The organism is Flavobacterium frigoris PS1, from assembly GCF_000252125.1.
Classification (GTDB): domain Bacteria; phylum Bacteroidota; class Bacteroidia; order Flavobacteriales; family Flavobacteriaceae; genus Flavobacterium; species Flavobacterium frigoris_A.
On the sequence record NZ_AHKF01000018.1, the window covers coordinates 726,801 to 750,846 of the forward strand.

Here is a 24,046-nt window from a genome sequence, read left to right on the forward strand (position 1 = left end):
ATTAAACATATTCTTTCCCATTATTTTTGTAATTTTTACTAATTTGATATAAATCAATCCACAGTTTAAAAAAGTAAGTTGTTTTTACTTTTGAATTCCCTTTTTCAATCCATGATTTTAAAGGGGCTTCATGCATTTTTTGAATAGCTTTTTCTTTCCCGAAAAGAATCATCATCCTAAAAAATATTTCAACGTCAAAAAGCCATTTTGAAATGAATTTTTTCTTAAATAAAAGCTCCGAAACTTCTTTTGTAAAAACCTTACAACCGCATTGGGTATCATATACTTTTAGATCAAGTACTTTGGAAATGGAAGTGGCGACTATGCGCCCGATTAAAAAACGGCTATTTTGACGTTCGATTACAGAGCCAATTTTTCTAATTCGTGAGCCAAAACAAAAAACAACTTCCTCTTTTAGATAATGACTAATATCCATGAATTCCTCGAGGGTTGTTGCCAAATCGGCATCTAAATATCCTATATAGCGATGATTAAAATTTTGATTACAATAATTGATTCCCGTTCTGACTGCTTCTGCCTTTCCAGAATTTTTTATCAGGGAAACAATATGGACCTGAGTTGGATGTTTTTTTCTAAGAGTGTTAAGTACCTCAAGAGTATTGTCTGTTGAACCATCATTAACAAAGCAAATCATGCTGTCTTGAAAATTATCAAGAAATCGGGAGTATTCTAAAAAAGAAATACCTTTTTCTTCATTGTAACAAGGTATAACAATAAAAGAAGAAGGTATTTCTCTCATTAGGGTGTGTTTTTATTGAGTAAATGTACTACGTTGTTTGTTAAGTTAACATCAATAATAGGTTAATACTGCTCTTTCTCATTAGGGAAGTCACTCGATTTTACATCAGCAACATACTGACTTATTGCTGTTGTCATTCCGTCATACAAATTCATATAGCGACGTAAAAACCTAGGGCTAAATTCATTATTCATTCCCAACATGTCATGGATTACAAGAACTTGTCCGTCAACACCGCCACCAGCACCTATTCCTATTACTGGGATCGAAATGCTTTTGGCCACTTTTTCAGCCAAGTGTGCAGGTATTTTTTCCAATACTAACGCAAAACAACCTAGTTTTTCTAATAATTTTGCATCTTCCATTAATTTATCTGCTTCTTCGTCTTCTTTGGCGCGTACAGTATAAGTTCCAAATTTATAGATAGATTGTGGAGTAAGACCCAAATGTCCCATGACAGGAATTCCGGCATTTAATATTTTTTTAATTGATTCTTTAATTTCTTTTCCACCTTCCAGTTTTACTGCATGTCCGCCACTTTCCTTCATGATTCTGATGGACGAGCGCAACGCTTCTTTAGGGTCTGATTGGTAACTTCCAAAAGGTAAATCCACAACAACTAAGGATCTTTCGATGGCTCGTACAACTGAGGAGGCATGATAGATCATCTGGTCTAAAGTGATAGGTAGGGTCGTTTCGTGCCCGGCCATAACATTTGAAGCAGAATCTCCAACTAGGATAACATCAATACCTGCCGAATCCACAATTTTTGCCATTGTAAAATCGTAAGCGGTGAGCATGGAGATTTTTTCTCCATTATTCTTCATTTCAATTAGTGACTTGGTAGTAACTCTTTTGTAGTCTTTTTTTGCTGCTGACATGGGATTGCTATTTTTGGCACAACTTAGGTGTCGGATTATATACTGTAAAAGTAGTGAAACAAATTCTTTAGAAACAAAAAAAAGGGGCCGAATAAATTGCCCCATTTTATTTAAGTTCTACGCTGGATAATTGTTAAAAGTAGATTCGTCCAGTTTCTATTCAGGTATTCAATTATTTACTTCTTATAAATAGAGATCAGATTAGCTATTTAAGACCTTCTTTACCTCTGCTTATCGCTGTACAAACAACACGATCAAGGTTAATATGATGCTAGCTGCCGTAAAGTATTTTCCTTTTTTGAATATCGATTTTTTCGTCATGAACATTTGAAAAGAGGACCGCACAAAATATAAAAGAGTCATTTCAAAAAAGATATTTATATAGGAACAATAGAGCTCCTCATTTTTCTTTATGGAGATATAGTATTTCTTCAGTTACTGAAGGAAGATGTTATGTTTTTTAATCAACTAAACCGGTTTTTGTAGATTGCATCCTTAAAACAAATGCTATTTACTTTTTTGCGAAGTGCTTTCAAGCCTCGTGTCTCTTACGTCCTACTTATTTCTCTCCGCTAGCATCTGGTTTAATCGTTTTGATAACTTGTTTTTTCTGTTTCAAAAAATCAGAATCTCTAAACACTACATCACTTAAGGTATAAAAGGACATAATTCCAGAAAGGAAAAACACTCAATAACTGTGGAAGAAAAGCAATGTTACACTAAGTTTTTTTGCTATAATCAAATAGGTTTTTATTAAAAATAATTATTATCTTTTATAACAAAAACACGATAAAAGGACAATTTTAGAATCTATTTGTCCTGCTGTTTTTGGAGTACTTTTTGGTTAATCCATCGTCTTACAGGCAGGTCATATAATTTTAAGCAAGTGTAAGCAAGCGCAACACATGACAATAAAACTAATATACTCACAGGATATGCTTCGCTAATCTTCATTTTATTATCTACGGCCCATGCTGTATATATGTATATGATCGGATAGTGAGTAATGTATATAGGGTAGGATATGTCACCAAAAAAGGTACATACTCGTCCGGCGAACTTGCTTTTAATTTCTCCGCTTGCTGCCAAGAAAATAACGATAGGGAAAAACAAAATAACAACCGCTGAATCATAAACACCATTCAGCCATAAATGTGCGCTTCCTCCAACTCTTGGCATAGCCAATGCAATTATAACTAGTAAGCTGCACCAAAAAAACGCATTTTTAACTTGAATTAAGTTCCCCAAACGGAAAAGCAACACTCCTGCAAAAAACGGATACATCATTCTAGCAAAACCAATATGTATTTGTTCAGTATTTAGTGACCAGCCTCCAATAATATCTCCATTAGGACTTGTAACCGCAAGATGGACTAATGCACATCCAGCAAGAACTACAAGTATGCTAAGGGCCGTTTTTGAAAGTTTTCTAACAAAAAGGGCATAGAGAATATTGGCAATATATTCATAAAACAATGACCAGCCGGGTCCATTGAGAGGATGCATTTCTGCCCAGCCACGAATATCCAAAGATGTGGGAACTGGAATAAGTGTAAATCCAATAACCATTACTAAAAGCATTTTCCAGACAGGAACTTCATTTATAGTAGGCCAGAGTGCTGCTGAATCTTGAAAATAAAATAACAAAGCTCCGATAATCATTCCCATAATTACCATGGGTTGTAGTCGAATCAATCGGCGTTTGAAAAAATTACCAATGGACATTTTATCCCATCGATCATCATAAGCATAGCCAACAACAAAACCAGATAGTAAAAAGAAAAAATCAACGGCAAGGTAGCCGTGATTTATAATTTGGTCGAGATGACTTGTAGCATGTGCTTCAAAAATGTGAAAAGCAACTACCATAAGTGCTGCTATACCGCGCAATCCATCCAAAATAGGATAATGAGGTTTTGAAGCCTTAGTATTCATATGTTTCAGTTGTTATTTATTAAAATGTTCGTTATGCTATTTCGAAGACAAAAAATATATTTTCAAGCTGTAAAAAAGGACTGCTTTTAGTAGTCAAAACTAATTTTAACGACTAAAATCGCAATTAATTTTAGTTATAAAAGCCCAACATTTCTGTCAGGCTTATTAAGTTGTACTCCTTTCTAGAAGCTGTATTAGTAATTGAATGTATTAATTAGTGTTTCAAATCTTCAAATTTAACATCTGCAGCAAAAGACGAATGCGTTTTTTCAACGACTAATTCTTTTGCTAAAGAAAACTGAGCCGTTTGTTTAATATCGAATGATGATGTTCCTACAGCTACTTTATACGAACCAGCTTCAGCAATCCAAGCATTTTTATTGGTGATAAACGAAGCTAAATCTTTAGGATTCAATGTTAAAGTAAGTGTTTGACTTTCGCCTGCTTGCAATAAATTCGTTTTTGCAAAAGCCTTTAATTCAGAACTTGGTTTGTCAATGTTTTTTGCAGGTGAGGACAGATACAATTGCACTACTTCTTTACCAGCTACTTTACCTGTATTTTTTACAGTTACCGTAACCTCTATTTTGTTTGTAAATGTAGTAGAACTTAATTTTATTGCTGAAACATCAAAAGTAGTATATGATAATCCGTAACCAAATTCATAAGATGGTTTTACATTGAATGTGTTGAAATAGCGGTATCCAACATAAACACCTTCTTCATAAGTTACGTCTGTAGGGTTTTCAGCAGGTGTACCTATCCAGTTTTTAGTTGCAGCAGCATCCTCATATTTTACAGGAAAAGTCATCGTTAATTTTCCTGATGGAGTTACTTTTCCAGAAAAAACGTCTGCAACAGAGTTTCCGCCTTCTTGACCTGGTTGCCATGGTAAAAGAATAGCATCTACTTTATCTTTCCAACTTGCCGTTTCGATCACACCACCGATGTTTAAAACAACAACTACCTTTTTGCCTTGAGCATGAAAAGCAGTCGAAACGGTATTGATTAGGTTAACTTCATCTTGTGCCAAGTTAAAGTCTTCATCAACTTTACGATCATCACCTTCACCAGCATTTCTACCTATTGTGATTAATGCTAATTCAGAACTTTTAGCTTTTTGTTGAACGATTTCTGAACTTACCTCTAATTCCTGAAGTCTTTTTGGAGTTGCCAATAAACCTTCTTTTTCACGTCTTTTAGTCTCAATCTCTTTTTGAGCCTTCATAAATGGGTTGTATAATCCTTCTAATTCTGCATCAATAGAAAAACCAGAGTTAGTCAAGCCATCAATTAATGAAATAGAATATGCTTCATTTACATCACCACTTCCAGTACCACCAGAAATAAAATCATACGATGTTATACCAAAAACGGCTAATGGAGCTGATTTTGAAGTAAACGGTAATACATTACCCTCATTCTTTAATAAAACGACACCCTCAGCTGCAGCGTCTCTTGTAACCTGAGCATTTTCCTTTAAGTTTGGTTTATTTGAATATTCGTAGTTACTCATGGCAGGGGATCTCATTACCAATTCTAGCACTCTAGTTAGATTAATGTTGATATCTTCTTTAGATAGTGTGCCGTTTTTTATGTTTGTAACAATTGCCTTTTTTTGAGCCGGTAAACCGGGCATTAACAAGTCATTACCAGCTGTAAGTTGTTTGACAACATCACTAACAGCGTCTTTATCCCTGATAGCTCCAAATCCGTTGTAACCTCCAAACCAGTCTGTCATTACTAATCCTTTAAAACCCCATTCGTCACGAAGTACGGTTGTTAAAAGGTCTTTACGTGCTGATGTATACGCACCATTCAAAAAATTGTAAGAAGACATCACTGTCCATGGTTGCGCTTCTTTAACCGTGATTTCAAATCCTCTTAAATATATTTCGCGTAGAGCTCTTTCGCTGACATGCGCATTAACGCCCATTCTGTTTCTTTCCTGGTTATTAGCTGCAAAGTGTTTTACCGATGTTCCTACACCATTAGATTGTATACCGTTTACCATTGCAGCAGCAATTTTACCTGTCAATAGCGGATCTTCAGAATAGTACTCAAAGTTTCTTCCACACAATGGATTTCTGTGAATATTCATACCTGGACCTAACAAAACATCTACTCCATATTCTCTTACTTCATTCCCCATTGCTTTACCAACAGAATTGATCAGGGCTTCGTTCCAAGTAGAAGCTAATGCAGTTCCTACCGGAAATGCTGTAGCATAATAGGTATTCGAATCCTCTTCTCTTATTGGTTTGATACGTAAACCAGCAGGCCCATCAGATACAATTATCGAAGGGATGCCTAATCGCGAAATCGCAGTTGTACCGCCGGCAGAACCAGGTACTTTTGCAGTGTCTTTTCCAGTATTAAACTGCATTTTAGCCCAGTCAAAGCCTGGCATTCCAATTCCAATAAGCATACTTGCTTTTTCTTCATCAGTCATCTGATTGATTAAATCTTGGATTCGGTCTTGAGTTGAAAGTCGATAATCTTCGTATTTATCTAATTTTCCATTTCTGTTTAGGTCAGAAAAGCTAAAACCATTTATGGTTAGAATAGGATTCGGTTTAGGTTCGTTAGTTTCTGAATTGTTTGCCCAAGAAATTCCTGAAAACAGCAATGCAGACAGCAGTGATGTTTTTGCGATTTTTGAAATTGATTTGTTTCTCATGTGGTTATTTTAGTTACTAGTTATTTTTCATTGCTTCAATATGAAGCAATATTAATGATTTTTCTGCTATTTTTGTAAAAAAAAGAGATTATTTTTCTGATTATCAGTTTTTAAAAGATAAAAGTATAATCAATTTCGTATTTTTGCAGCCAATTAAGATACATGGAGTTTAAAAAAATAGTAGAAGAAAAGTCAGCTGCGGCATGGAAAAAGTATATTCCTAATTTATCAGTTGATTGTGTAGTTTTCGGTTTTCAAGAAGCAAGCTTGAAAGTGCTTATTACCAGAATAAAGGATAAAAATGTTTGGGCTCTTCCAGGTGGTTATGTTTTAAAAGAAGATAATCTAAAAGAGGCTGCTAATAGAATTTTATACCAAAGGACAGGGGCAGAGAATATTTATTTGCAGCAATTCAAAATTTTTAGCGACTTGAATCGCTCAAATGGACTTTTTGACGATTTTGAGGATACACTATGGAATAAGCAACGGTTTCTTTCTGTTGGCTTTTATGCTTTAGTTGATTTTCAGCAAGTAAACTTAGTAATGGATGATATTTCAGATGCTTGTGAGTGGATATCAATTGAAGACCTACCTGATTTTATGATGGATCACAGGGAGATTTTTGACAAGGCTTTAGAAACGCTTCGCCGACAATTAAATCATAAGCCAATTGGTTATAATTTATTGCCTGAGAAATTCACTATGCCTGAACTTCAAAAATTATATGAAATCATTCTGGGTAAGAAGCTGAATCGCGGTAATTTCTATAGAAAGATGTTGCGCTATGATATTCTTGAAAAACTAGAAGAGAGTAGGAAAGGCGGGGCTCATAAAGCGCCAGACTTGTATAAATTTGATATCGAGAAATACCAGATGGCACTCACTAACGGATTTAATGAAGGCTGGTAAATTAAATAACGAAATATGAAAATAATTATTCTCCTGTTTTTCGTTTTATTTTCATTCAAAAGTCAAGCATAAAACTAGGAAATTAATTATAGTATTATTTTTTTTTCGAGGGTTTTTATACTAGAGACGCGGTTAAAATAAAATCTGTATGTTCATAAAATGTGTTTTGAAATCTATTTTTGAAAGTACCAAAGGGAGTTCTTTATCGGAAGAATCATTGTCAGTATTCTACAATTCAATTGCAGCGATACCAAATGACATTTAATTTTCTGAAAAGATGGGAAGCTATTCTATTCAAGTAGATGGTGCTAAGTTTTTAGTGTGGACTGCTATGGATTCTACAAAAACGGATTACTTAGTCACTGTGGAGTTAACGTTATTACTTTGTTCGTAAAGAATGACTTTTGGAAAATAGTTCACATTACTGATACCCGGAGGAAATAGTTTAATAATCGGATCAGCTGACGGAAATTGTAAGAGCGATCTATTCCTTTTTTTTCCAATGTAGAAACCATTTTTCTCCTGCAAACACAAAAATAACTCCGATTGCTGAAACAATAACAACAAAAATATCAGAATTAGCTTTGACCCATAAAAAAGCAATTAATACTAATAAGTCAAGCAATAATGCGGTTATCAATATTATCCCATTAGCCTTTACATCTTTTCTTAAATGTTTAAAAACACCCCAATGAACTATCATGTCCATCACTAAATAAAAAATAGCCCCAATTGAAGCAATGCGCGATAAGTCAAAGAAAATAGTTAAGGTAATTGCAATAACAACAATGTAGATCAACATGTGTTTTTGAATGCTTCCTGACATTCCAAGATGACTGTGCGGTACAAGCTCCATATCGGTTAGCATGGCCGTCATTCGAGATACAGCGAAAATGCTGGCGATCACCCCTGAAATCGTAGCTACAATTGCTATTCCCACAGTAAAATAAATTCCTAATTTTCCAAAGGCGGGTCTTGCTGCCTCAACCAAAGAGTAATCTTTTGCTTTTACTATGTCAGAGATTGATAAACTGGAATTAACTGCAATAGCTACCAAAAAATAGACAACTGTACAAATGAATATTGAAATAATGATTGACCTTCCCACATTTTTGTGCGGCTCAGTGATTTCTCCACCGCTGTTGGTTATCGTCGTAAATCCTTTATATGCCAGTATCGAAAGGGCAATAGCCCCAACATAACTTGCAGCTGAATAGTTAGCTGCATCTGTTGATGCAGGCAGAACATCACCTAAAGTAAAATGGGCAGCCCATAAGCCTCCAATAGCGAAGACGATTATTCCGGCGATTTTTATGAACGCCATCACTTGGGAAGTTTTTCCGATAACCTTGTTTCCTGATACGTTAATAATATAAGCAAGGATCAATAAGGCGACGCCTAAAGCCGGCACCCAGAAGGAATTCCTCTCCACATCAAAAAGCTGTAAGGTATAAGTACCAAAGGTTCTCGCCACTAGGCTTTCATTTATGATCATGGAAAGTGCCATAAGGACAGAGGCTGCGGCGGTCAACGTTGTTTTGCCATAAGCTTTCATCAAAATCATTGCTACACCACCTGCAGAAGGGTACGCATTAGAAACTTTAATGTAGGAATAAGCGCTGAAACTAGAAATAATTGCTCCGATAATAAAGATATATGGAAATAAGGTCCCTGATAATTCGGCAACCTGACCTAAAAGCGCAAAAATTCCCGCTCCAATCATTACTCCGGTACCAAGAGCCACTGCGCCTTTAAGAGTTAAACTATCTTTTTTATAATTATCCATTTTTGTTTTTGTGATTAATTTTTTTTCAGTAAGCGCAACGTGAGCCTGCCTACGAGACTTTGTGCGGCTTGGCATTTCGTTTTTATATTACTATTTTCTTCTAATCGACGGTCATACCGTTTAAGTAAGTTTTCCTTCGGCAAAAAGCTTTCGGATTTCTTTTTTGTCAAATTTGCCAACGCTGGTTTTCGGTACTTCATTCATATAAACATAGTCTTTCGGAATTTGATATTTTACAAATTCTCTCGATAAAAAATCGATTAATTCTTCTTCTGAAACTACATCTTCATTATTCATCAAAACTATTGAAGCCAAAGGTTTTTCGACCCATTTTTCATCTGGTATTGCAATTACGGCAGCTTCTTTAATTTTAGGATGAGCCATTAATGCAGATTCAAGTGCTACACTGGAGATCCATTCACCACCGCTTTTGATAAGGTCTTTAGTTCTGTCCTTAATCTCCATATAACCATCTTGATCAATGGTACTCACATCACCAGTTTTAAACCAACCGTCTTTTGTGAAATTTTCGTTATTATTCGTTTTGAAATAAGAGGTAATGGTCCATGCGCCTTTTATTTGCAGTTCGCCCATAGTTTTACCATCTGTTGGTGCCAAATTCCCATCATCAGTTACAATTCTTAATTCTACACCTGGAAATGCAGTTCCTTGCTTGGCACGAATAGTTAACTTTGCGTCTTCTGACAGACAATCATGTAGTGGTTGAAGGCGACTTACTGTTCCCAGAGGAGATGTTTCAGTCATTCCCCAAGCTTGAACTCCTTTTATTCCGAAATCTTTTTCAAAACCTTCAATAAGACTTTTTGTTAGTGCCGAACCGCCAACAAGATATTCTTCGAGCGCTAATTTTTCTTTTGGAGGATTCATCTTTAGGGCGTGATAGACACCTAACCATATAGTTGGAACTCCGTTGGCTTTATTTACTTTTTCTTCTATAAGAATTTTTATTATAGCCTCAGGCTGTAAATTAGACGAGGGAAGTACCATGTTTGATCCAGATAGCAGGCACAAGTATGGAAAACCCCAGGCCATGACATGAAATTGCGGTACAATCAATAAAACAGTATCTCTATTGCTAAAATTCCCCGCATTAGGTGACATTATCGTTGTGGCGTGTAAAAATGTTGACCTATGGGAATATAAGACTCCTTTTGGCAAGCCTGTTGTTCCGCTGGTATAACACAAACCGCTGGCATCATTTTCATTTAACTCAGGCCACTCAAAATCTTCTGATTGGTCTCGTATCAAATCTTCGTAATGCAATGTATTGGGTAAAGTGGTTATAAAATCGTCGGCTGCATTTATCAAAATATAGTATTCGACAGTCTCAAGTAATGGAGCAATTTTTTCTAAAAGAGGAACTAATGTTGCATCAACAAATATTACTTTATCTTCTGAATTATTGATAATGTATTCTATTTGGTTAGCAGACAAGCGGATATTTATAGTATGACAAACAGCTCCTATACCAGATATTCCATAATATAATTCGACATGTGGACCATGATTCCAAGCAAAAGTGCCCACCATATCGCCATTAGTGATTCCTAATTTCTGTGTTAATGCATTGGCTAACTTTTTACAACGTTTATACATATCACCAAAACTATACTCATGTCTTATTCCATCTGGTAAATGGGTTATTATCTTTTTATGATGATAGACGCTATTTCCATATTCAAGGATAGTATTTGTTGTAAGTGGATAATCCATTATTAATCCTTTCATATTAAAATGTTTTAATGAGTGATTTTTTTAATAAGGTCTTTATTTTTAGTATTGCTACAATCCGTTTCGTAATTCTCAGGTTTCTTGACTAAGTTAAGATTTTTATTTTATATTAGTGTGAAGCCTTGTTACAGGAAGTTTTTACTGCTTTCTTATAACAAAACCTCTAATAACTTGGGAGGTAATTGCGCCTATTATAGCTGGAATTGTTAGAAAGCCATACATGATGAATTCAAATGGAAACATGTTATGAGAAGAAGAATCGGCAATCATTTCGCAAATAGCGGCTAATGGGAATAAAGCCATGCTCATCGGTCCAATTTGCCAAAAGGGTAAATTGCTAAATAACTTCACTATAAAACCGGATAAAAGAAGGAAGATTAAGCTATATCTAGAAATGCCTTCAATACCAGTTCTAATTAGAGGGAATAATGGCGAATCATAAGGCTTCAAATCACCATAAATAAATATCGGAAGTAGTATGGAAACCATACCGAGAATAGCCACGATTAGTAAAGGAGCAACATTTTTTAAATTCATAAGACTTAGTTATTTATCGAGTTATAGAATTCAGGCAGCTTTAGCTTTTTTGCTAATTTTGAAGGGGATTGTTTTTCCACAAACCAAAGTACGATAAAAAAAGGTCGTTTTACTAGATTTGTCGCTTGCCCTAATATTATTTCGCGAATTTTTATAGATGTTTACTTAATTTTCACAACAAAGGACATTGGTTATTTCAATTAGTGGACGAGCTAATAGCTTACATCTGCTACTCTTTAGCAAATAGTAATTATCGGGTTCTATCAGCCAAATAAAGTGTTTGCCATGTAGATTTTATAAATAACAAACCATATATTACGGGACAAAGACCAGTAGCATTTTTCAAAACATCACAATACCTGTAAACGCTTCATCTATGACATAGATCTAACTCTCAACGGTTGTTTTTAACATTAATTGTTATCTGCAGTAGGCTCTATTCTACCATTGCATCTGAGACAGTTTTACTATCAAAAACCTGTTCAAAGGATATTATTATTATTACTATTCAGTTTTTTGACAATTAATGGCATCAACTGTTTAAGCCATGTGCAGCGTTTTATTATGCTTTTTCTTTCTTTATATATCGCCCTCTCGGTTCATCACCCTCGTGGAGTACCGTTTCGGAATGTAGGAATTGTACAGCGTCGGCTGAATCTTTCACTTTAGTAGCACTGCGCTCTAACATTTCTGATTCAAACACAGTTAATACACTTTCCCTCACTCCAGCTTTTCTCCATTGAGATAAAGGTCTGCATCCTTTTGAGATCCCGCGAGCGAGCGAGAGCGCATCTAGCAGCGCTTGATTAGCACCCTGCCCTTTGAATGGGCTCATGGGGTGAGCTGCATCTCCGATCAGAGTAGCTGGCCCTGCTTTTTTTAATAGTTCTGGCTCAAGTAATTCTCGGTCATACACTGGATAACCAGAAATCTGAGTTTCTAGAGTCGCTGCTAAAATTTGAGGAATGGGATCGTGCCATTTTGTTCTACGACAGGCTTCTTCCTTTAGGGCTTGAACTCCTTGTGCGCTTAAATCTTTAGCCTCTTTTTCTGGCATCGGGAAGCTCAATTGCCACATCACCGAGTCTGATGTGAAAGGCATTATATAGATCCTCTCGTTGCCATTGGCGGTTTGAAATACAGTAGCCGAGTCTAGTAATGAACTGCTATGGCTCTCAATAGCACTCAAAGGACAAATACCCAATATAACAATACAACCTAGGTAGCGCAATGGACTACTATCTTCTGCAATCAGCAAGCTGCGTACCGCGCTACGAATACCATCGGCTCCGACCACAAGATCTGCTTTGGCATGCTGAATCTCGCCATTTACTTCAAATATCAGCCCAAGACTATCATCGTCAGATTCATTAAAACCAACTAATTGGTGTCCCCATTGTACCGCATCATGTCCGCCAAGTTGTTCCAGCAGCGCTAACCGCAAAGACTGCCGTGCGATATGTACATTTGTACGTTTCGGTGACGTTTTCGCATCGGACTGCATCCATTTTCTTATTCCCCATTCACCAATCACTTTTCCTGTTGTAGTATGAACCAGATGTCTTGTTGAAATTACGCCCTGTTCTAAAGAGAAAATGCCCAATCCTTCGATTGCTCTACTAGCTTGTTGTAAAGTAAGTCCATAGCCTTGCGATCGTGCTTCAAAGTTGCTATCCCGTTCATAAAGGGTAAAGGGGATTCCGCGGTGCAAACAAGCCACTGCAAGTGCCACACCACCTATACCGCCACCAATAATAGCAATATTTGGGTAATTTTCGTTATCGGCAATAGGAGGGGCAACAGAAGGAACCAAGCCGGATCCGCTACAGTTCAAGCAGGAATATAGATGCCCCTTTGGAGGAACTGGTGCCGTCCGTTCATCATTCGTTTTTCCATAAAGATCTAATGCCATCTGGTAGCCAAGTCGCGCTTTTTTGCTAAGCCCCCTACTTTTTTTACCTTGTCCATGACATTCTTGACAAATAGTCCATTTTAGAGCTGAATTTTTTATCTTTTCCACTTTCTCATTATTTAACTTGATGTTGAGTCAAATCTGGGGTTCATTTGCAAAAGTACATACATAGTTACTTATATGCACTAAACAAAGCGCTTACAACACCAATCATATCAATAAATTGCCATAAAGGTTTGATATTTCAATTACAAAGTACGGTATTTTCTTCAGAGTTGCTTTAGCTACCGTTTGAATAGTTGCTTTCATGAAAGATGATTTCGGAGGCAACAAGAACTAATTTAGTTGGGTATCGCGTTGCCTTTAGATATGCATAATGAATTGTATCAGTTTTTGAACTGTTTTTTATGTTTCTAAAACTTCTTCTTTGACAAGTTGTGGAACATCTTTTGTTTTGTCAATTTTATTCACTTTTATAAAACCAGCCTGCATCTTTTTTGATTGTTCATTTTCCTTTAAATTAATGGCATTGAACTTAGTTTTAACATCTTCTAATTTAGAAGGACTTGTAAATAGCATAGCATATGCTTCTTTTAAGGACCTACTTTTAATTACATCAAAGAAAATATCTTTCCATTCGTGAAAATTTAAAGTAATGGGGTTATAGGTATTAATTGGCGTCGTAATACCATAAACGGTTTGCTCTTCCTCTGCTTCAAAAGTTCCAAACATTCTGTCCCAAATAATAAATGTTGATCCAAAGTTCTTGTCCAAGTATTTGTCATTTGTAGAATGATGCACTCTGTGATGAGAAGGTGTAACAAAAATGTATTCAATTGGAGCCGGTAATTTTCGAATATATTCGGTATGAATCCAGAATTGATAGAGAACTTCAATTTGATGACAAATAAAAAAAAGTACTGGGTCAAACCCTATTAATATCACAGGAATAAAAAAGATAAATTTAATGTGCTGTGTCCAACCTAACCTAAATGCCACTGACAAGTTGTATTTTTCTGAATTGTGATGTGTAACGTGAGTTGCCCACCAAAAACGATTAACATGGGTCAATCTATGTGACCAGTATCTAAAAAAATCTATAGAAATAATGCAAAGAATATACGTCCACCATTCAGTTGGGATGCTCCATGGGATGACATTATAAAAAAACAGTATAATTCCAAAAATTCCTATTTTCAGTAAAGCAGAGATACCCACATTTACAAGACCAATAAATGTAGCCGATATAGTGTCTAGTTTATTATAGTAATCTTTTTTTTGAATAATTGTAAGGACCCACTCTAATATAACTAGTAAAATCAATGGAATGGCTGCAATTTGTATAATGTTGAGTCCTGCTAGTTGATCTAATAGCACTTCCATAGTCAAAGGATTTTCTTTCATGTAGTATAATTATAATGGTGTTAATTTTATTATTGTAGTTTTTTACGCTTTTTTAAGTTTTCGAAATAAGAAACTAGTGAGGATCATCTAGATTAATATTTGATAGGATGGGTATTATAGTATTTTGATGTTTTTTTTTCAAATTTCACATCAAAGCACAAAAAAATGCTCTTATCTAGTGGAATACTATAATTTTTTCAAGGTAGTTTTTAAACTTTAATTTTAGCAATAATGTTTCGTTAAAATAGCATTAACAGTTGGAAGCTTATTGAAGGGGTATATTTATTATTACTTATTTTTTTTGATAAATAGTGAATCTAAAAGTAGAAAAAGAGGATCTAATGTTGAGGCTAAATCGGTTATATTAGGAAGTGGGAGTGATGCATTAGAATCCTATTACAACGGTATAATAGTTAAACTTACCGATGCTTTGTGACTAGTAATTAATTACTTATGTGAATTAAGTAAAGGTTTTGCAACGCGAATCAAAAGAGTCAATTGCTATTATGATTCGATATTTGTATTAAAAATCACGGTATTAAATTATTCATAAGTACTGCAACTACGATTGAAAGTGGCACTATCCTTTCCTGAAAAATAATTTCAGTCTCGATAGGAAATAAAATACTTTTTATTTTGGTCTTATCGTCTTTTTGTATTTTGCAACGGGGTAAAAACTGTTTTAATATGTTCAATTCGCAAGAATGGATAAAGTAAAACTGGAAACAAAAAGATGAGAAGTTATTTTATCATTTTGAGTTTAGGTCAATTTGAAATAAACTAACCGTTGCGTTGTCATAATGTGCAGGAAGTCCTTCAGTATTTTTAAGTTTTAATAAACCTAAAAACTCAAAGCCACATTTTGTGTAGTAATTAATCAATCCTGAATTATCTCCAACAGTATCCATTCTTATGAATTGTTTTTGATTTTCTTGAGCATAAATTTTTGCCCATTCGACAATTTTACTCACTAAATTTTGTCCTCGAAAATCAGGATTAGTTGCAATGCGGTGAATGTAAACAGCTGGTTCTTCGTTGCGTTCCTCCCATATTTGTGGATCGTCAAAAGTTGTCGCCCAAACACAGACAATTTTACCCTCTGAGACTATTTTCCATTGTCTGTTTTCTAAAATTTCAGTTTCAATAAGGTGTCTGTCAAATTCTGGCCAGTGATGGGTAAATCTCGTCTTCTGAAAATCGGTAGCGATTTTGTATAAACGGAAAATTTCATCTGTGTCGTAACTGTTGCTATTTTGTATTTGAAAGTTCATTTTTGATTTTCTTTTTAATTTTCTTTTATTTTTGAAGTGAGTCGGTTACAATGACAATCGATATTTTGGTGTTTCAAGAAGTTGGGGGTTTGAATGCACATAACTTTCGATTATGCAATGAAATTCAAAAGTACAAAACTAGTCCTAAACAAGAGCCTAAATCCCGATTGCTCAATACGGCTGTTAGTAGTTTTCTTTTTTCAGGCATTCTTCATATATTTTGCAATAAGTAGCTCATTTGTGTCCGTACTTTTTGATAAAGTATCAATGATTTTTCTTTGCTCTGTTTCTGTCCTGTTTTGGCTCAACTTTTTCTTGGCTTGTAAGTCTGTAATAAGTATTTCAAACGCTACAATTCCTTTTGACATTTTTATTTTATAATCTTCTGGGAAATTGTCCCATTGTTGCCTGTATGAAGTTTCGTAATTGTCAATTGTCGTTTCAAGTACTTCAAAAGTTTTTTCTATTTTTGTTATTAATTTTCCTTGTCCGTAGGCGTGAATTGAAATATAGTTCCAAGTTGGTACGTTAAGTTCTTTGTCATAATTCTTTGTAGAAATATAGGCGTGAGGCTCACTAAAAATCACCAAAACATTTTTATTCTCAATGTCTTGCCAATGTTCATTTGCTTTTGCAAAATGAGAACTCAAAATAATATTGTCGTCTTTGGTCGTTACTAAAAATGGCAAGTGTGTCGCAATTGGAAAACTGTCTTTTGCTGTGATTATAGTTGCAAAACTAAATTGCTTCATAAATGCAATAATTTCGGTTTGATTTGTTGTTAAGTTTACTTTAGGAATATACATTTTATCATCTCATTTTAATATTTAAGGTTCGTCAAAATAGGCGCCAACGTTTTTGGTCTTGGCGTTCGGGTGGGTTTCGGAGCACAAGGCTCTCAATATGCACTAAACTTAATAAGAAGTATAATAAATCAAGTTTGTACTTGAGCCCGATTGACGCAAAACGCTTGTCAGCCATAGTTTTATACTGCCCCAAAGTTCTCAACAGCATTGGTTTTTGCAAGCCAATACTCTTCGATTACCCACTGGAAATCTATAGTACATACAAATAACACATTAAGTTACTGGCTTAGATTTTTTATATAAAACTCATTCTTACTATTTTATCAGTACATCTTAGTTTCTCCATCATTTGGAATAAAAACCTTGTCAGATAGTCCAATTTTTGAAACTTCTACTTTTAATTGTTGTCGTGTTGTTGGACAATGATTTACCGCTTCCAGATGATTGGCTATTACTTTGTGTGGTGCGTTTTTTACAAATTTTAAAATATCGTCCATTCGCATTAATAAAGGCTGAAAAACATCCAATTGTGCAGTTCCGCAAGCTACAACTGCAACTTCAGGTTTTAGTTCCGTTAGCACTCTATGTACATCGTCGGTATAAATGGTATCTGCACTTAAATAGATTGATTTTTCATTTGGTAATTCGATGTAAAAGCCCATTACATCTCCCATAGGTTTGGCAACAAATCCGTAACCGTGAACTGCTGGAATACCTAGAATTCTTCCTCCTAAAAAAGGGTTTGTTATCCAATATTCTATAGTTTGGGAAACGTTTAATCCTTTTTTTATTAATGTGGCATCGTCTTTTATACTACAAATAACAGGAATTTGTTTAGAGCGAAGAAAATACTCTGCTTCCTTGTCCAAGTGGTCTGGATGCAGATGCGTTAGTAAGCAATGTGTCGTTTTTTCAACCATATCCATTGCATTGCTTGGTAAATCTACAATAGGATTTCGTTGTGGTTTAAAACGAAAAAGGGTGAAAGTTGGCCCAGCTGTTCCTTTTTTTCCCAGCATTGGGTCAACTAAAATTACTTTATCTCCAGTTTCTATCACCATAGTGGCATTTCGCAAATGATGTATTTTCATTTTTTGATGTTTTAAATTGAAAGTCCAAAGTTGCTCATTGCTAAAATAGATTCCATTGATTGAAATCAAGAAATTAAATTCGCTTTCTAATTCTGCTCAATGTTTCAGGTGTAATTCCCAAATAAGAAGCAATATGATATTGAGGAATTTGCAATAACCAATGAGGCTTATTTTTCATAATATCGAGATACAATTCTTCTGCAGTATTTACAAAATGGTTAAATTCTTCGGTTTCCTTATTGACAACGATGCGTTGGAAAATAGCTTCAATAAACTGTTTGCCACAATTATATTGGTTGGTAAAATTCAAGAATTTTTCTTTTGATAACACTCTCAAATCCACATCAGTCAAACATTCTTGGTATTTTTTTGTGGTCGTGGAATGTGTAAATGAAGAAAAATCGGTTATAAAACCTGAGTTTGTATAAAAATTTATATTTTTTTCTTTATCGTTGGTTGCATAATACTCCCGAATAATGCCTTGGTCTAAAAAACGAAGCTCGTTTTCAACCGTTTCATTTTCTAAAATAATGTGTCCTTTTTTGTACGATTTAACAACGAAAGTATATACAAATTCTTCCAAGCCTTCTTTATTAAAAGGAAATTCACTGTTAAAAAACAAAAATAATTTGTCTGTTGCTTTCATTTAATTTCTAAAGTTGTGGGTGCGGTATGTCTCGACAAAATTGAAACATCATTCCTCTTCTTTGCGAGGTCTTGAACTTCGGAACCGATTATTTTCTGTTAAAGATAAAATTTCTTGTAAAACCTAAAAGTGAATTTACTAGAAAATTCGCGATTTTGCAAAATCGATGTTAGCAATAAACTTTCTTAATTCAAGGTTCTATATTCCACTGGTGTTTTACCTGTCTTTTGTTTAAATAGTTTATTAAAATATTGGGGATATTCAAATCCTAAACTGTATGCTATTTCATTGATGTTTTTTTCTGTATTTATTAAATACGTTTTTGCTTGTTCTATAAGGTAAAAATGAATGTGTTCTTGCCCGTTTTTACCAGTTTCCTTTTTTAGTAGGTCACTCAAATAGCTTGGCGATAAGTTTACTTTTTCTGCTAAAAAGGCAACGCTCGGCAATCCTTGTACTTTGACATTTGATTCGGAAAAATAGGTGTTTAAGATGGTTTCTATTTGAGCTATTATTGACTTGTTGGTTTGGCTTCTGGTAATCATTTGTCGGCCATAAAACCTGGAACAATAATTCAATAATAATTCGATGGTCGAGACAATGATATGTTGGCTGTGCATATCAATATTTTCTTGAAGTTCCGTTTGAATTTTTTGGACACATTCAAATAAAATAATTTTTTCTTTGTCAGAGAGATGAAGGGCTTCTGCAACTTCATAATTAAAAAAGCTGTACCTTTTTAATTTGTCATTTAGGGAAGTAGCTCTAATCAGGTCGGGGTGAAAAAACAAACCCCAACCCATCATGTTTTCTTTGTGCTCTATTTCATTATCAATTTCAATAGTTTGGTTGGGCGCAATACATATTAAATTACCGTCTTGAAAATCTATTGCTTTTCTACCGTATTTGATATTGTTTTTGCAATAGTTTTTAAACATAATCGAATAAAAGTCAGTAGAAATTTTAGAGTATTCCTCCACTTGTTCACTTACGTTACTGAAATCTAAAACAGCTACTAATGGATGATGACTATTGCCTAAATTAAATAATTTATATAAGTCCGTAACGCTATGAAGATGTACAATTGCTGTCATATTTTCTCAACTAATTCTTTTAAATGTTCAACATAAAAATGACCCCGTTTTTCGGCAAAGAAGTCTAAAGATAATAAAACTGCACATTGTATAAAAAGTCCCAAACCAAAACCTTTCCAAATCCCGTAATTGGATAAAGCGTACATTAAAATGACACCTAAAAGAATCATTAAAATTTCGAAATAGCGATAGTAAACGAAGTTTTTCATTACTTTTTCCATTCTTGGAATTTCTTCTGATTGTATTTTAAGAGGGGCGTTTTTTAGGATGTTTTCAACTCTTATATTGTCTATTGGACTTCTCGTAAATATTGTTGCCCCAATAACGATTTGAATGATTGAAAAAAACACTAATGGAATGGCTACACCTTTCCAAAAGCTTTCTTTTATGAAAAAGTAAAAATAGACCGACAATAGGATAGCGAAAACACCGAAGCTTATAAATAATAGACTTTCGGCTTTTTCAGAATTGAAATATTTTACAATTGGATTCATAGTTCTATTGTTTTAAAGTCCGAATTGTGTTTTTATACCTCCAATAAACGTATCATCATCATATTGTTGACGGTTTGCCATAAGCATTTTAGCATCTTCACCTGCGGTATATCGCAATTGATTTTTACCATCGGTTGCCGCTTCAAATATTACCGCTGCTACCACACTTGCAGGTGATGCATTTTCTGCCATTGCGGGCATTGCAGTCATCAACGCACCAACAATTTTTTGGTATTCAGCCATGTTTTCGTCATTACTAAAATCAAAAGACCTGCCTCCAAAATCGGTTGCAATCATTCCTGGTTCGACAATTTTTACTTGTCCACCAAACTGTTCTACTTCAAAGTTAAGCGATTCGGAAATGCCTTCCACGGCAAATTTTGTTCCGTGATATAAGGAACCTAATGGGAAAGACATTTTGCCTCCAATTGAGGAAATATTGATAATAACACCTTTTTTGTTTTGTCTAAAATGAGGTAGGACGGTTTTTGTAACGTCTAAAAGGCCAATAACATTGGTGTTGAATTGTCTAACAATTTGGTCTCTACTAAATGCCTCCAATGGTCCGTATGCTCCATAACCAGCATTGTTCAGCAATACGTCAATATTACCAAATTTTTGAATACCTTCATTAAACGCATCTTGAATAGAAGCGACATCTAAAACATCGAGTTGGGTAACTAAAACATTTTCTAATTTGTTTAATTCTGTTTCATTTGCTGGATTTCTCATCGTAGCGATTACATTCCACCCTTTAGATTGAAATAACTTTGCCGTTTCTTTTCCGATGCCACTGCTTGCTCCCATAATTAAAATTGTCTTGTGCATTTTTTTAAATTTAAAATTTTTGTGCAAAGTTGCCTCATAATGTCAGTTGACAGCTCATGCAAATTCAGGAATTTTGTATTCTTTTTACGGATTTTTGGTCTAAGTTTCTGCTAACTAATATAAATATGCAAATCCTATTTATAAGTACTTGAAAAATTTATAATCGTTTACAATTACTTGTAATTATATAAAAGAAAAAGTACGGTTTTAAGGTTTTCGGTAATTGTAATAAATTGTGCAAAAAAAAATCCCCAACGTTGTTTATTGGGGATTTGGGGTTATTCTTTTTATTTTTCTCTATTGCTTTAAGAAGTTGGGGATTTGTGAACCCGATATTTTTGAGTAGGCACTGAATTAAAAGAGCCATTTTTTTAAATTAATTTCCTCGATAAGTTGAATATCCAAATGCTGATAATGTGATTGGAACGTGGTAATGGTTATGGTCTTTTATTTGAAAAACGACTTCTATAAATGGATAAAAACTGTCAACACCGTCTTTTTTAAAATATTCACTAGTATAAAAAGTCAATTTATATATTCCTAAATTTGATTTTTCTGAATTTAAGAAGTCAGTAATTCTTCCGTTTACATCAGTTTTTTTCTCATCAACAAATGACCAAACTTTAGTTTTCTCGTTATATTTTTCTAATTTGATTGAAATGTCTTTTGCTGGTGAACCTTTTGACACATCTAAAATATGACTTGATAGCTGGAATTTGTTATTTTGTCCGAATATAAAGGTCGATAGAAGTACTAAAAGCGCAGTGTAGATTAATTTTTTCATTATTTTTCTTTATTAAGTTATTTACTTGTTGTGATTCCCTTTTCGTTAATTGATGCAGATTTTGCTATTAAATCATCATTCTCAGGGCTTCCACCTCCAGCAACTCCAATACTACCCACAACATTTCCTTTATACCAAATAGGTAAGCCACCACTTAAAAGGAGTAGTTCTGGTAGTGTATTTAAATTTTTAATAAGAGAATTACTATTTGCTTTTTGTAATAATTCAAGTGTTGAAGTTTTGGTAGATAGTGCTGTGTAAGCTTTTCTCCGAGCAGCTTCTGTGTTGTGGATTCCAACATTATTGCCTCGAATAATTAAAATTATATTAGCTGACGCATCAAGAACTGCTATTGATACATTTTTATCAAGTTCAAATGCCTTTTTCATAACTCGATTAGTTAAAATATAGGCTGCATCTAATGTTAGATTATCAATAGATTTAATATAACTATCGTTTAGCTTCGATATTTCTTTTGGGTTTGAATTATGTTGTCCGCTACCTATAATTGGAATAAATGCTAATACTAAAAGTAAATTTTTCATCTTTTTTTTTACAAAGATAATTGCTTGAAATTTCAAAAAAGTTGCCCTATGTCAACGTTTTTTACAATTTAGATTTCACTCTGCTTAATGTTGAAGCCGATATTCCTAAATAGGACGCAACCATTTTGTTTGAAACATTTAATAATAATTTCGGTTGATGCTTAATTATCCATTCCACTTTTTCTTTAGCATCAAATCCTTGAAAACCATAAATTCGTTTTTGCGCGATGATAAAACCATTTTCTAAAATTTCAGTGTATAATTTTGCAAATTGCGGTAAAGTATTAACTAAATGATAAAAGTCGGTTCTTGAAATATAGAGCAATTCCGAATCCTGAATTGTCTGTAAATATTCTTCGGCAGGTTTTTGGTCAATAAAACTAGGCAAAGCAGTTGCGAAATTTTCTTCAAATGCAAAAAACCTTGAATTATCATTACCGTCTTTTGAAATGGTAAACAAACGAATACATCCTTTGTTTATAAAATAATAGTTTTGACATATTTCCTCACTAGTGACCAAAATTTGGTTTCGTTTAGTATGTATAATTTTAAAATATGAAACTATTTTTTTTAATGTATTATCATCTACGTCAGTTTTTTTCTTTAAAACTTTTTCAAGAATTTCAAACATTTTTTTACGATTTTGGTAAAATAGCATACAAATTCAGTTTGTCTTAGAACCTATAAACGGTGTTATACTATATAAATTATAAAGTAAAAATAGATAATTTTGATTACAATATTTTTCTTTTTGTGAAAAAGTGACTCGATTAGAAATAATAAAAAAAGACGGTAAAAATCTTTAAAAACCCCTTTTATAGTTTGAAAAAACAAAACAATATTTTTTAGATACTGTTTTAAGAGTATTGGGTCAAATAAGTTGAATATTCTCGTGAGGTTGTCGGCTGTAACAATGAAACCAACATCAGCAGAGGCGTGTGTATTGGTTTTCTCTGTCATAATATATGATCATCATTGCCGCTTTATAAGTCCTTAAGGCTGTCTTACAATAGCTTGTATACGACGGTACACTTCATAGTTATTCTCGATTCTGAGTTTGTTTTCATAAATCAAATCGGTATACTGTAAGCGCTCAATGAGTTTCCATTTTTTGTTTTTTGTGCATTTAGTAAAAAGGGCATAGCTCATACAAGCGTTTGTTTGTAATTCTTCATCTGAGTGATTGATTTCTCATTGCTTTTGTTGTACGATTTTTCATTGGTGTTAAGCCGTTTTATTTTAGTAACTCTTCTGAAATTATTTCACAAAGCCTTTCTGTCCATACAAATCCAGTTGACGACATGTCTAAAACAAACCAACCGATAAATAAAGGTGCTTTCTGATATGATCGACTTTATTTAAGTCAATATTTCTCCAACTATTTAATGCTAAAATATCACTTGTCGGTAATTTTTCTATTATAAATGTAACTCGCCAAAATTCATCTTTTGTAATAACTTCTTGCCCGAAAAGATTTAATAATTTGCCAATTAAAACTGCTTTAGAAGATGTCTCTAACTTGTCAATAATTGCTATTAACTTTTCTCCAGCTTCTTTTTGAAAGTCGTTGTCCTCTAAATTTTCAATTAGTTGCTATCTTTTTTCTAGTGGTAATTTTGAAGAATCGTGCAGGAAAAGAAGAAGTTTATTTGAAAATCTATGATCTCTAATTGCAACTCCTGCATTCCATATTCCACTAAGTACGCTAATTACTGGAATATCTTTCAGCAAACCGTTCTTAAGGATTGAGTCTATTCCTACCTCTTTTAGTTCTACTGAAACTTTGGTCAATTCTGAACTTTTAATGGTTTCTGTTAACTAGATTGATAATTGTTTGCGTCTTTTCTGTATTGTCGTCTTTCATTAGCAGGGTTTTAAAATGGCTTACAACTAGTACATCCTCGTTATAAAATAGCGACTATAAATCTGAA

The 24,046-nt window shown here is 34.0% G+C and carries 21 protein-coding genes; 1 reads left to right on the plus strand and 20 read right to left on the minus strand.

Annotated features, from left to right (window positions below; all coding sequences use genetic code 11):
- Position 1: 1 nt before the first annotated feature.
- The 4 genes from HJ01_RS11880 to HJ01_RS11895 form a co-directional block, all read right to left on the minus strand.
- Positions 2-760, minus strand: coding sequence for a glycosyltransferase (locus HJ01_RS11880; protein ID WP_007138672.1), 759 nt, complete (start codon positions 758-760; stop codon positions 2-4).
- A gap of 62 nt (positions 761-822) precedes the next feature.
- Positions 823-1,641, minus strand: a complete 819-nt coding sequence (gene panB / locus HJ01_RS11885; RefSeq protein ID WP_007138673.1) for a 3-methyl-2-oxobutanoate hydroxymethyltransferase — start codon at positions 1,639-1,641, stop codon at positions 823-825.
- A gap of 810 nt (positions 1,642-2,451) precedes the next feature.
- Entirely contained in the window at positions 2,452-3,576 is a 1,125-nt protein-coding gene (locus HJ01_RS11890) for an acyltransferase family protein (protein WP_007138675.1), read from the minus strand.
- Between the two features lie 214 nt (positions 3,577-3,790).
- The gene (locus HJ01_RS11895) at positions 3,791-6,256 is read right to left on the minus strand and encodes a glycoside hydrolase family 3 N-terminal domain-containing protein (protein WP_007138676.1); all 2,466 of its coding nucleotides are present in this window, start codon (positions 6,254-6,256) and stop codon (positions 3,791-3,793) included.
- Between the two features lie 162 nt (positions 6,257-6,418).
- Between HJ01_RS11895 and HJ01_RS11900 the strand changes: the two genes are divergently transcribed.
- Positions 6,419-7,165: an NUDIX hydrolase gene (locus HJ01_RS11900; protein WP_007138677.1), complete on the plus strand. Its 747-nt coding sequence runs from the start codon at positions 6,419-6,421 to the stop codon at positions 7,163-7,165.
- Between the two features lie 484 nt (positions 7,166-7,649).
- Here HJ01_RS11900 and HJ01_RS11905 read toward each other — a convergent pair whose 3' ends face one another.
- The 16 genes from HJ01_RS11905 to HJ01_RS17720 all read right to left on the minus strand — a co-directional run bounded on the left by HJ01_RS11905 (position 7,650) and on the right by HJ01_RS17720 (position 23,906).
- A complete protein-coding gene (locus HJ01_RS11905) occupies positions 7,650-8,951 on the minus strand; it encodes an APC family permease (protein WP_040473935.1) in 1,302 nt (433 codons plus the stop codon).
- Positions 8,952-9,071: 120 nt separating this feature from the next.
- On the minus strand, positions 9,072-10,700 hold the full coding sequence (locus HJ01_RS11910; RefSeq protein ID WP_007138681.1) for a long-chain fatty acid--CoA ligase: 1,629 nt from the start codon (positions 10,698-10,700) through the stop codon (positions 9,072-9,074).
- Between the two features lie 141 nt (positions 10,701-10,841).
- On the minus strand, positions 10,842-11,240 hold the full coding sequence (locus HJ01_RS11915; protein ID WP_007138682.1) for a hypothetical protein: 399 nt from the start codon (positions 11,238-11,240) through the stop codon (positions 10,842-10,844).
- 562 nt (positions 11,241-11,802) lie between these two features.
- Positions 11,803-13,260 carry an FAD-dependent oxidoreductase gene (locus HJ01_RS11920; RefSeq protein WP_007138683.1) on the minus strand — a complete coding sequence of 486 codons (1,458 nt, stop codon included), beginning with the start codon at positions 13,258-13,260 and terminating at the stop codon, positions 11,803-11,805.
- Positions 13,261-13,557: 297 nt separating this feature from the next.
- Positions 13,558-14,556 (minus strand): sterol desaturase family protein, encoded by a 999-nt coding sequence (locus tag HJ01_RS11925; protein WP_007138685.1) that lies wholly within the window; start codon positions 14,554-14,556, stop codon positions 13,558-13,560.
- A 749-nt stretch (positions 14,557-15,305) separates the two neighbouring features.
- Positions 15,306-15,827 (minus strand): GNAT family N-acetyltransferase, encoded by a 522-nt coding sequence (locus HJ01_RS11930; RefSeq protein WP_007138687.1) that lies wholly within the window; start codon positions 15,825-15,827, stop codon positions 15,306-15,308.
- A gap of 200 nt (positions 15,828-16,027) precedes the next feature.
- Positions 16,028-16,633, minus strand: a complete 606-nt coding sequence (locus tag HJ01_RS11935; RefSeq protein ID WP_007138688.1) for an FMN-binding negative transcriptional regulator — start codon at positions 16,631-16,633, stop codon at positions 16,028-16,030.
- 323 nt (positions 16,634-16,956) lie between these two features.
- Positions 16,957-17,724, minus strand: coding sequence for an MBL fold metallo-hydrolase (locus HJ01_RS11940; protein ID WP_007138689.1), 768 nt, complete (start codon positions 17,722-17,724; stop codon positions 16,957-16,959).
- Positions 17,725-17,797: 73 nt separating this feature from the next.
- On the minus strand, positions 17,798-18,370 hold the full coding sequence (locus HJ01_RS11945; protein WP_007138690.1) for a Crp/Fnr family transcriptional regulator: 573 nt from the start codon (positions 18,368-18,370) through the stop codon (positions 17,798-17,800).
- Positions 18,371-18,555: 185 nt separating this feature from the next.
- Positions 18,556-19,464: a helix-turn-helix domain-containing protein gene (locus HJ01_RS11950; RefSeq protein ID WP_007138691.1), complete on the minus strand. Its 909-nt coding sequence runs from the start codon at positions 19,462-19,464 to the stop codon at positions 18,556-18,558.
- Complete coding sequence (locus tag HJ01_RS11955; protein WP_007138692.1) at positions 19,461-19,958, minus strand: hypothetical protein; 498 nt, start codon at positions 19,956-19,958, stop codon at positions 19,461-19,463. Before HJ01_RS11955 ends, HJ01_RS11950 begins: the two co-directional genes overlap by 4 nt.
- A 12-nt stretch (positions 19,959-19,970) precedes the next feature.
- Positions 19,971-20,786, minus strand: coding sequence for an SDR family oxidoreductase (locus HJ01_RS11960; protein ID WP_007138693.1), 816 nt, complete (start codon positions 20,784-20,786; stop codon positions 19,971-19,973).
- A 376-nt stretch (positions 20,787-21,162) separates the two neighbouring features.
- Entirely contained in the window at positions 21,163-21,570 is a 408-nt protein-coding gene (uraH, locus tag HJ01_RS11965) for a hydroxyisourate hydrolase (protein WP_007138694.1), read from the minus strand.
- A 17-nt stretch (positions 21,571-21,587) separates the two neighbouring features.
- Positions 21,588-22,115: a heme-binding protein gene (locus tag HJ01_RS11970; RefSeq protein WP_007138695.1), complete on the minus strand. Its 528-nt coding sequence runs from the start codon at positions 22,113-22,115 to the stop codon at positions 21,588-21,590.
- A gap of 61 nt (positions 22,116-22,176) precedes the next feature.
- Complete coding sequence (locus HJ01_RS11975) at positions 22,177-22,746, minus strand: Crp/Fnr family transcriptional regulator (protein WP_007138696.1); 570 nt, start codon at positions 22,744-22,746, stop codon at positions 22,177-22,179.
- A 962-nt stretch (positions 22,747-23,708) separates the two neighbouring features.
- Positions 23,709-23,906: a hypothetical protein gene (locus tag HJ01_RS17720; protein WP_007138699.1), complete on the minus strand. Its 198-nt coding sequence runs from the start codon at positions 23,904-23,906 to the stop codon at positions 23,709-23,711.
- Positions 23,907-24,046: the final 140 nt, after the last annotated feature.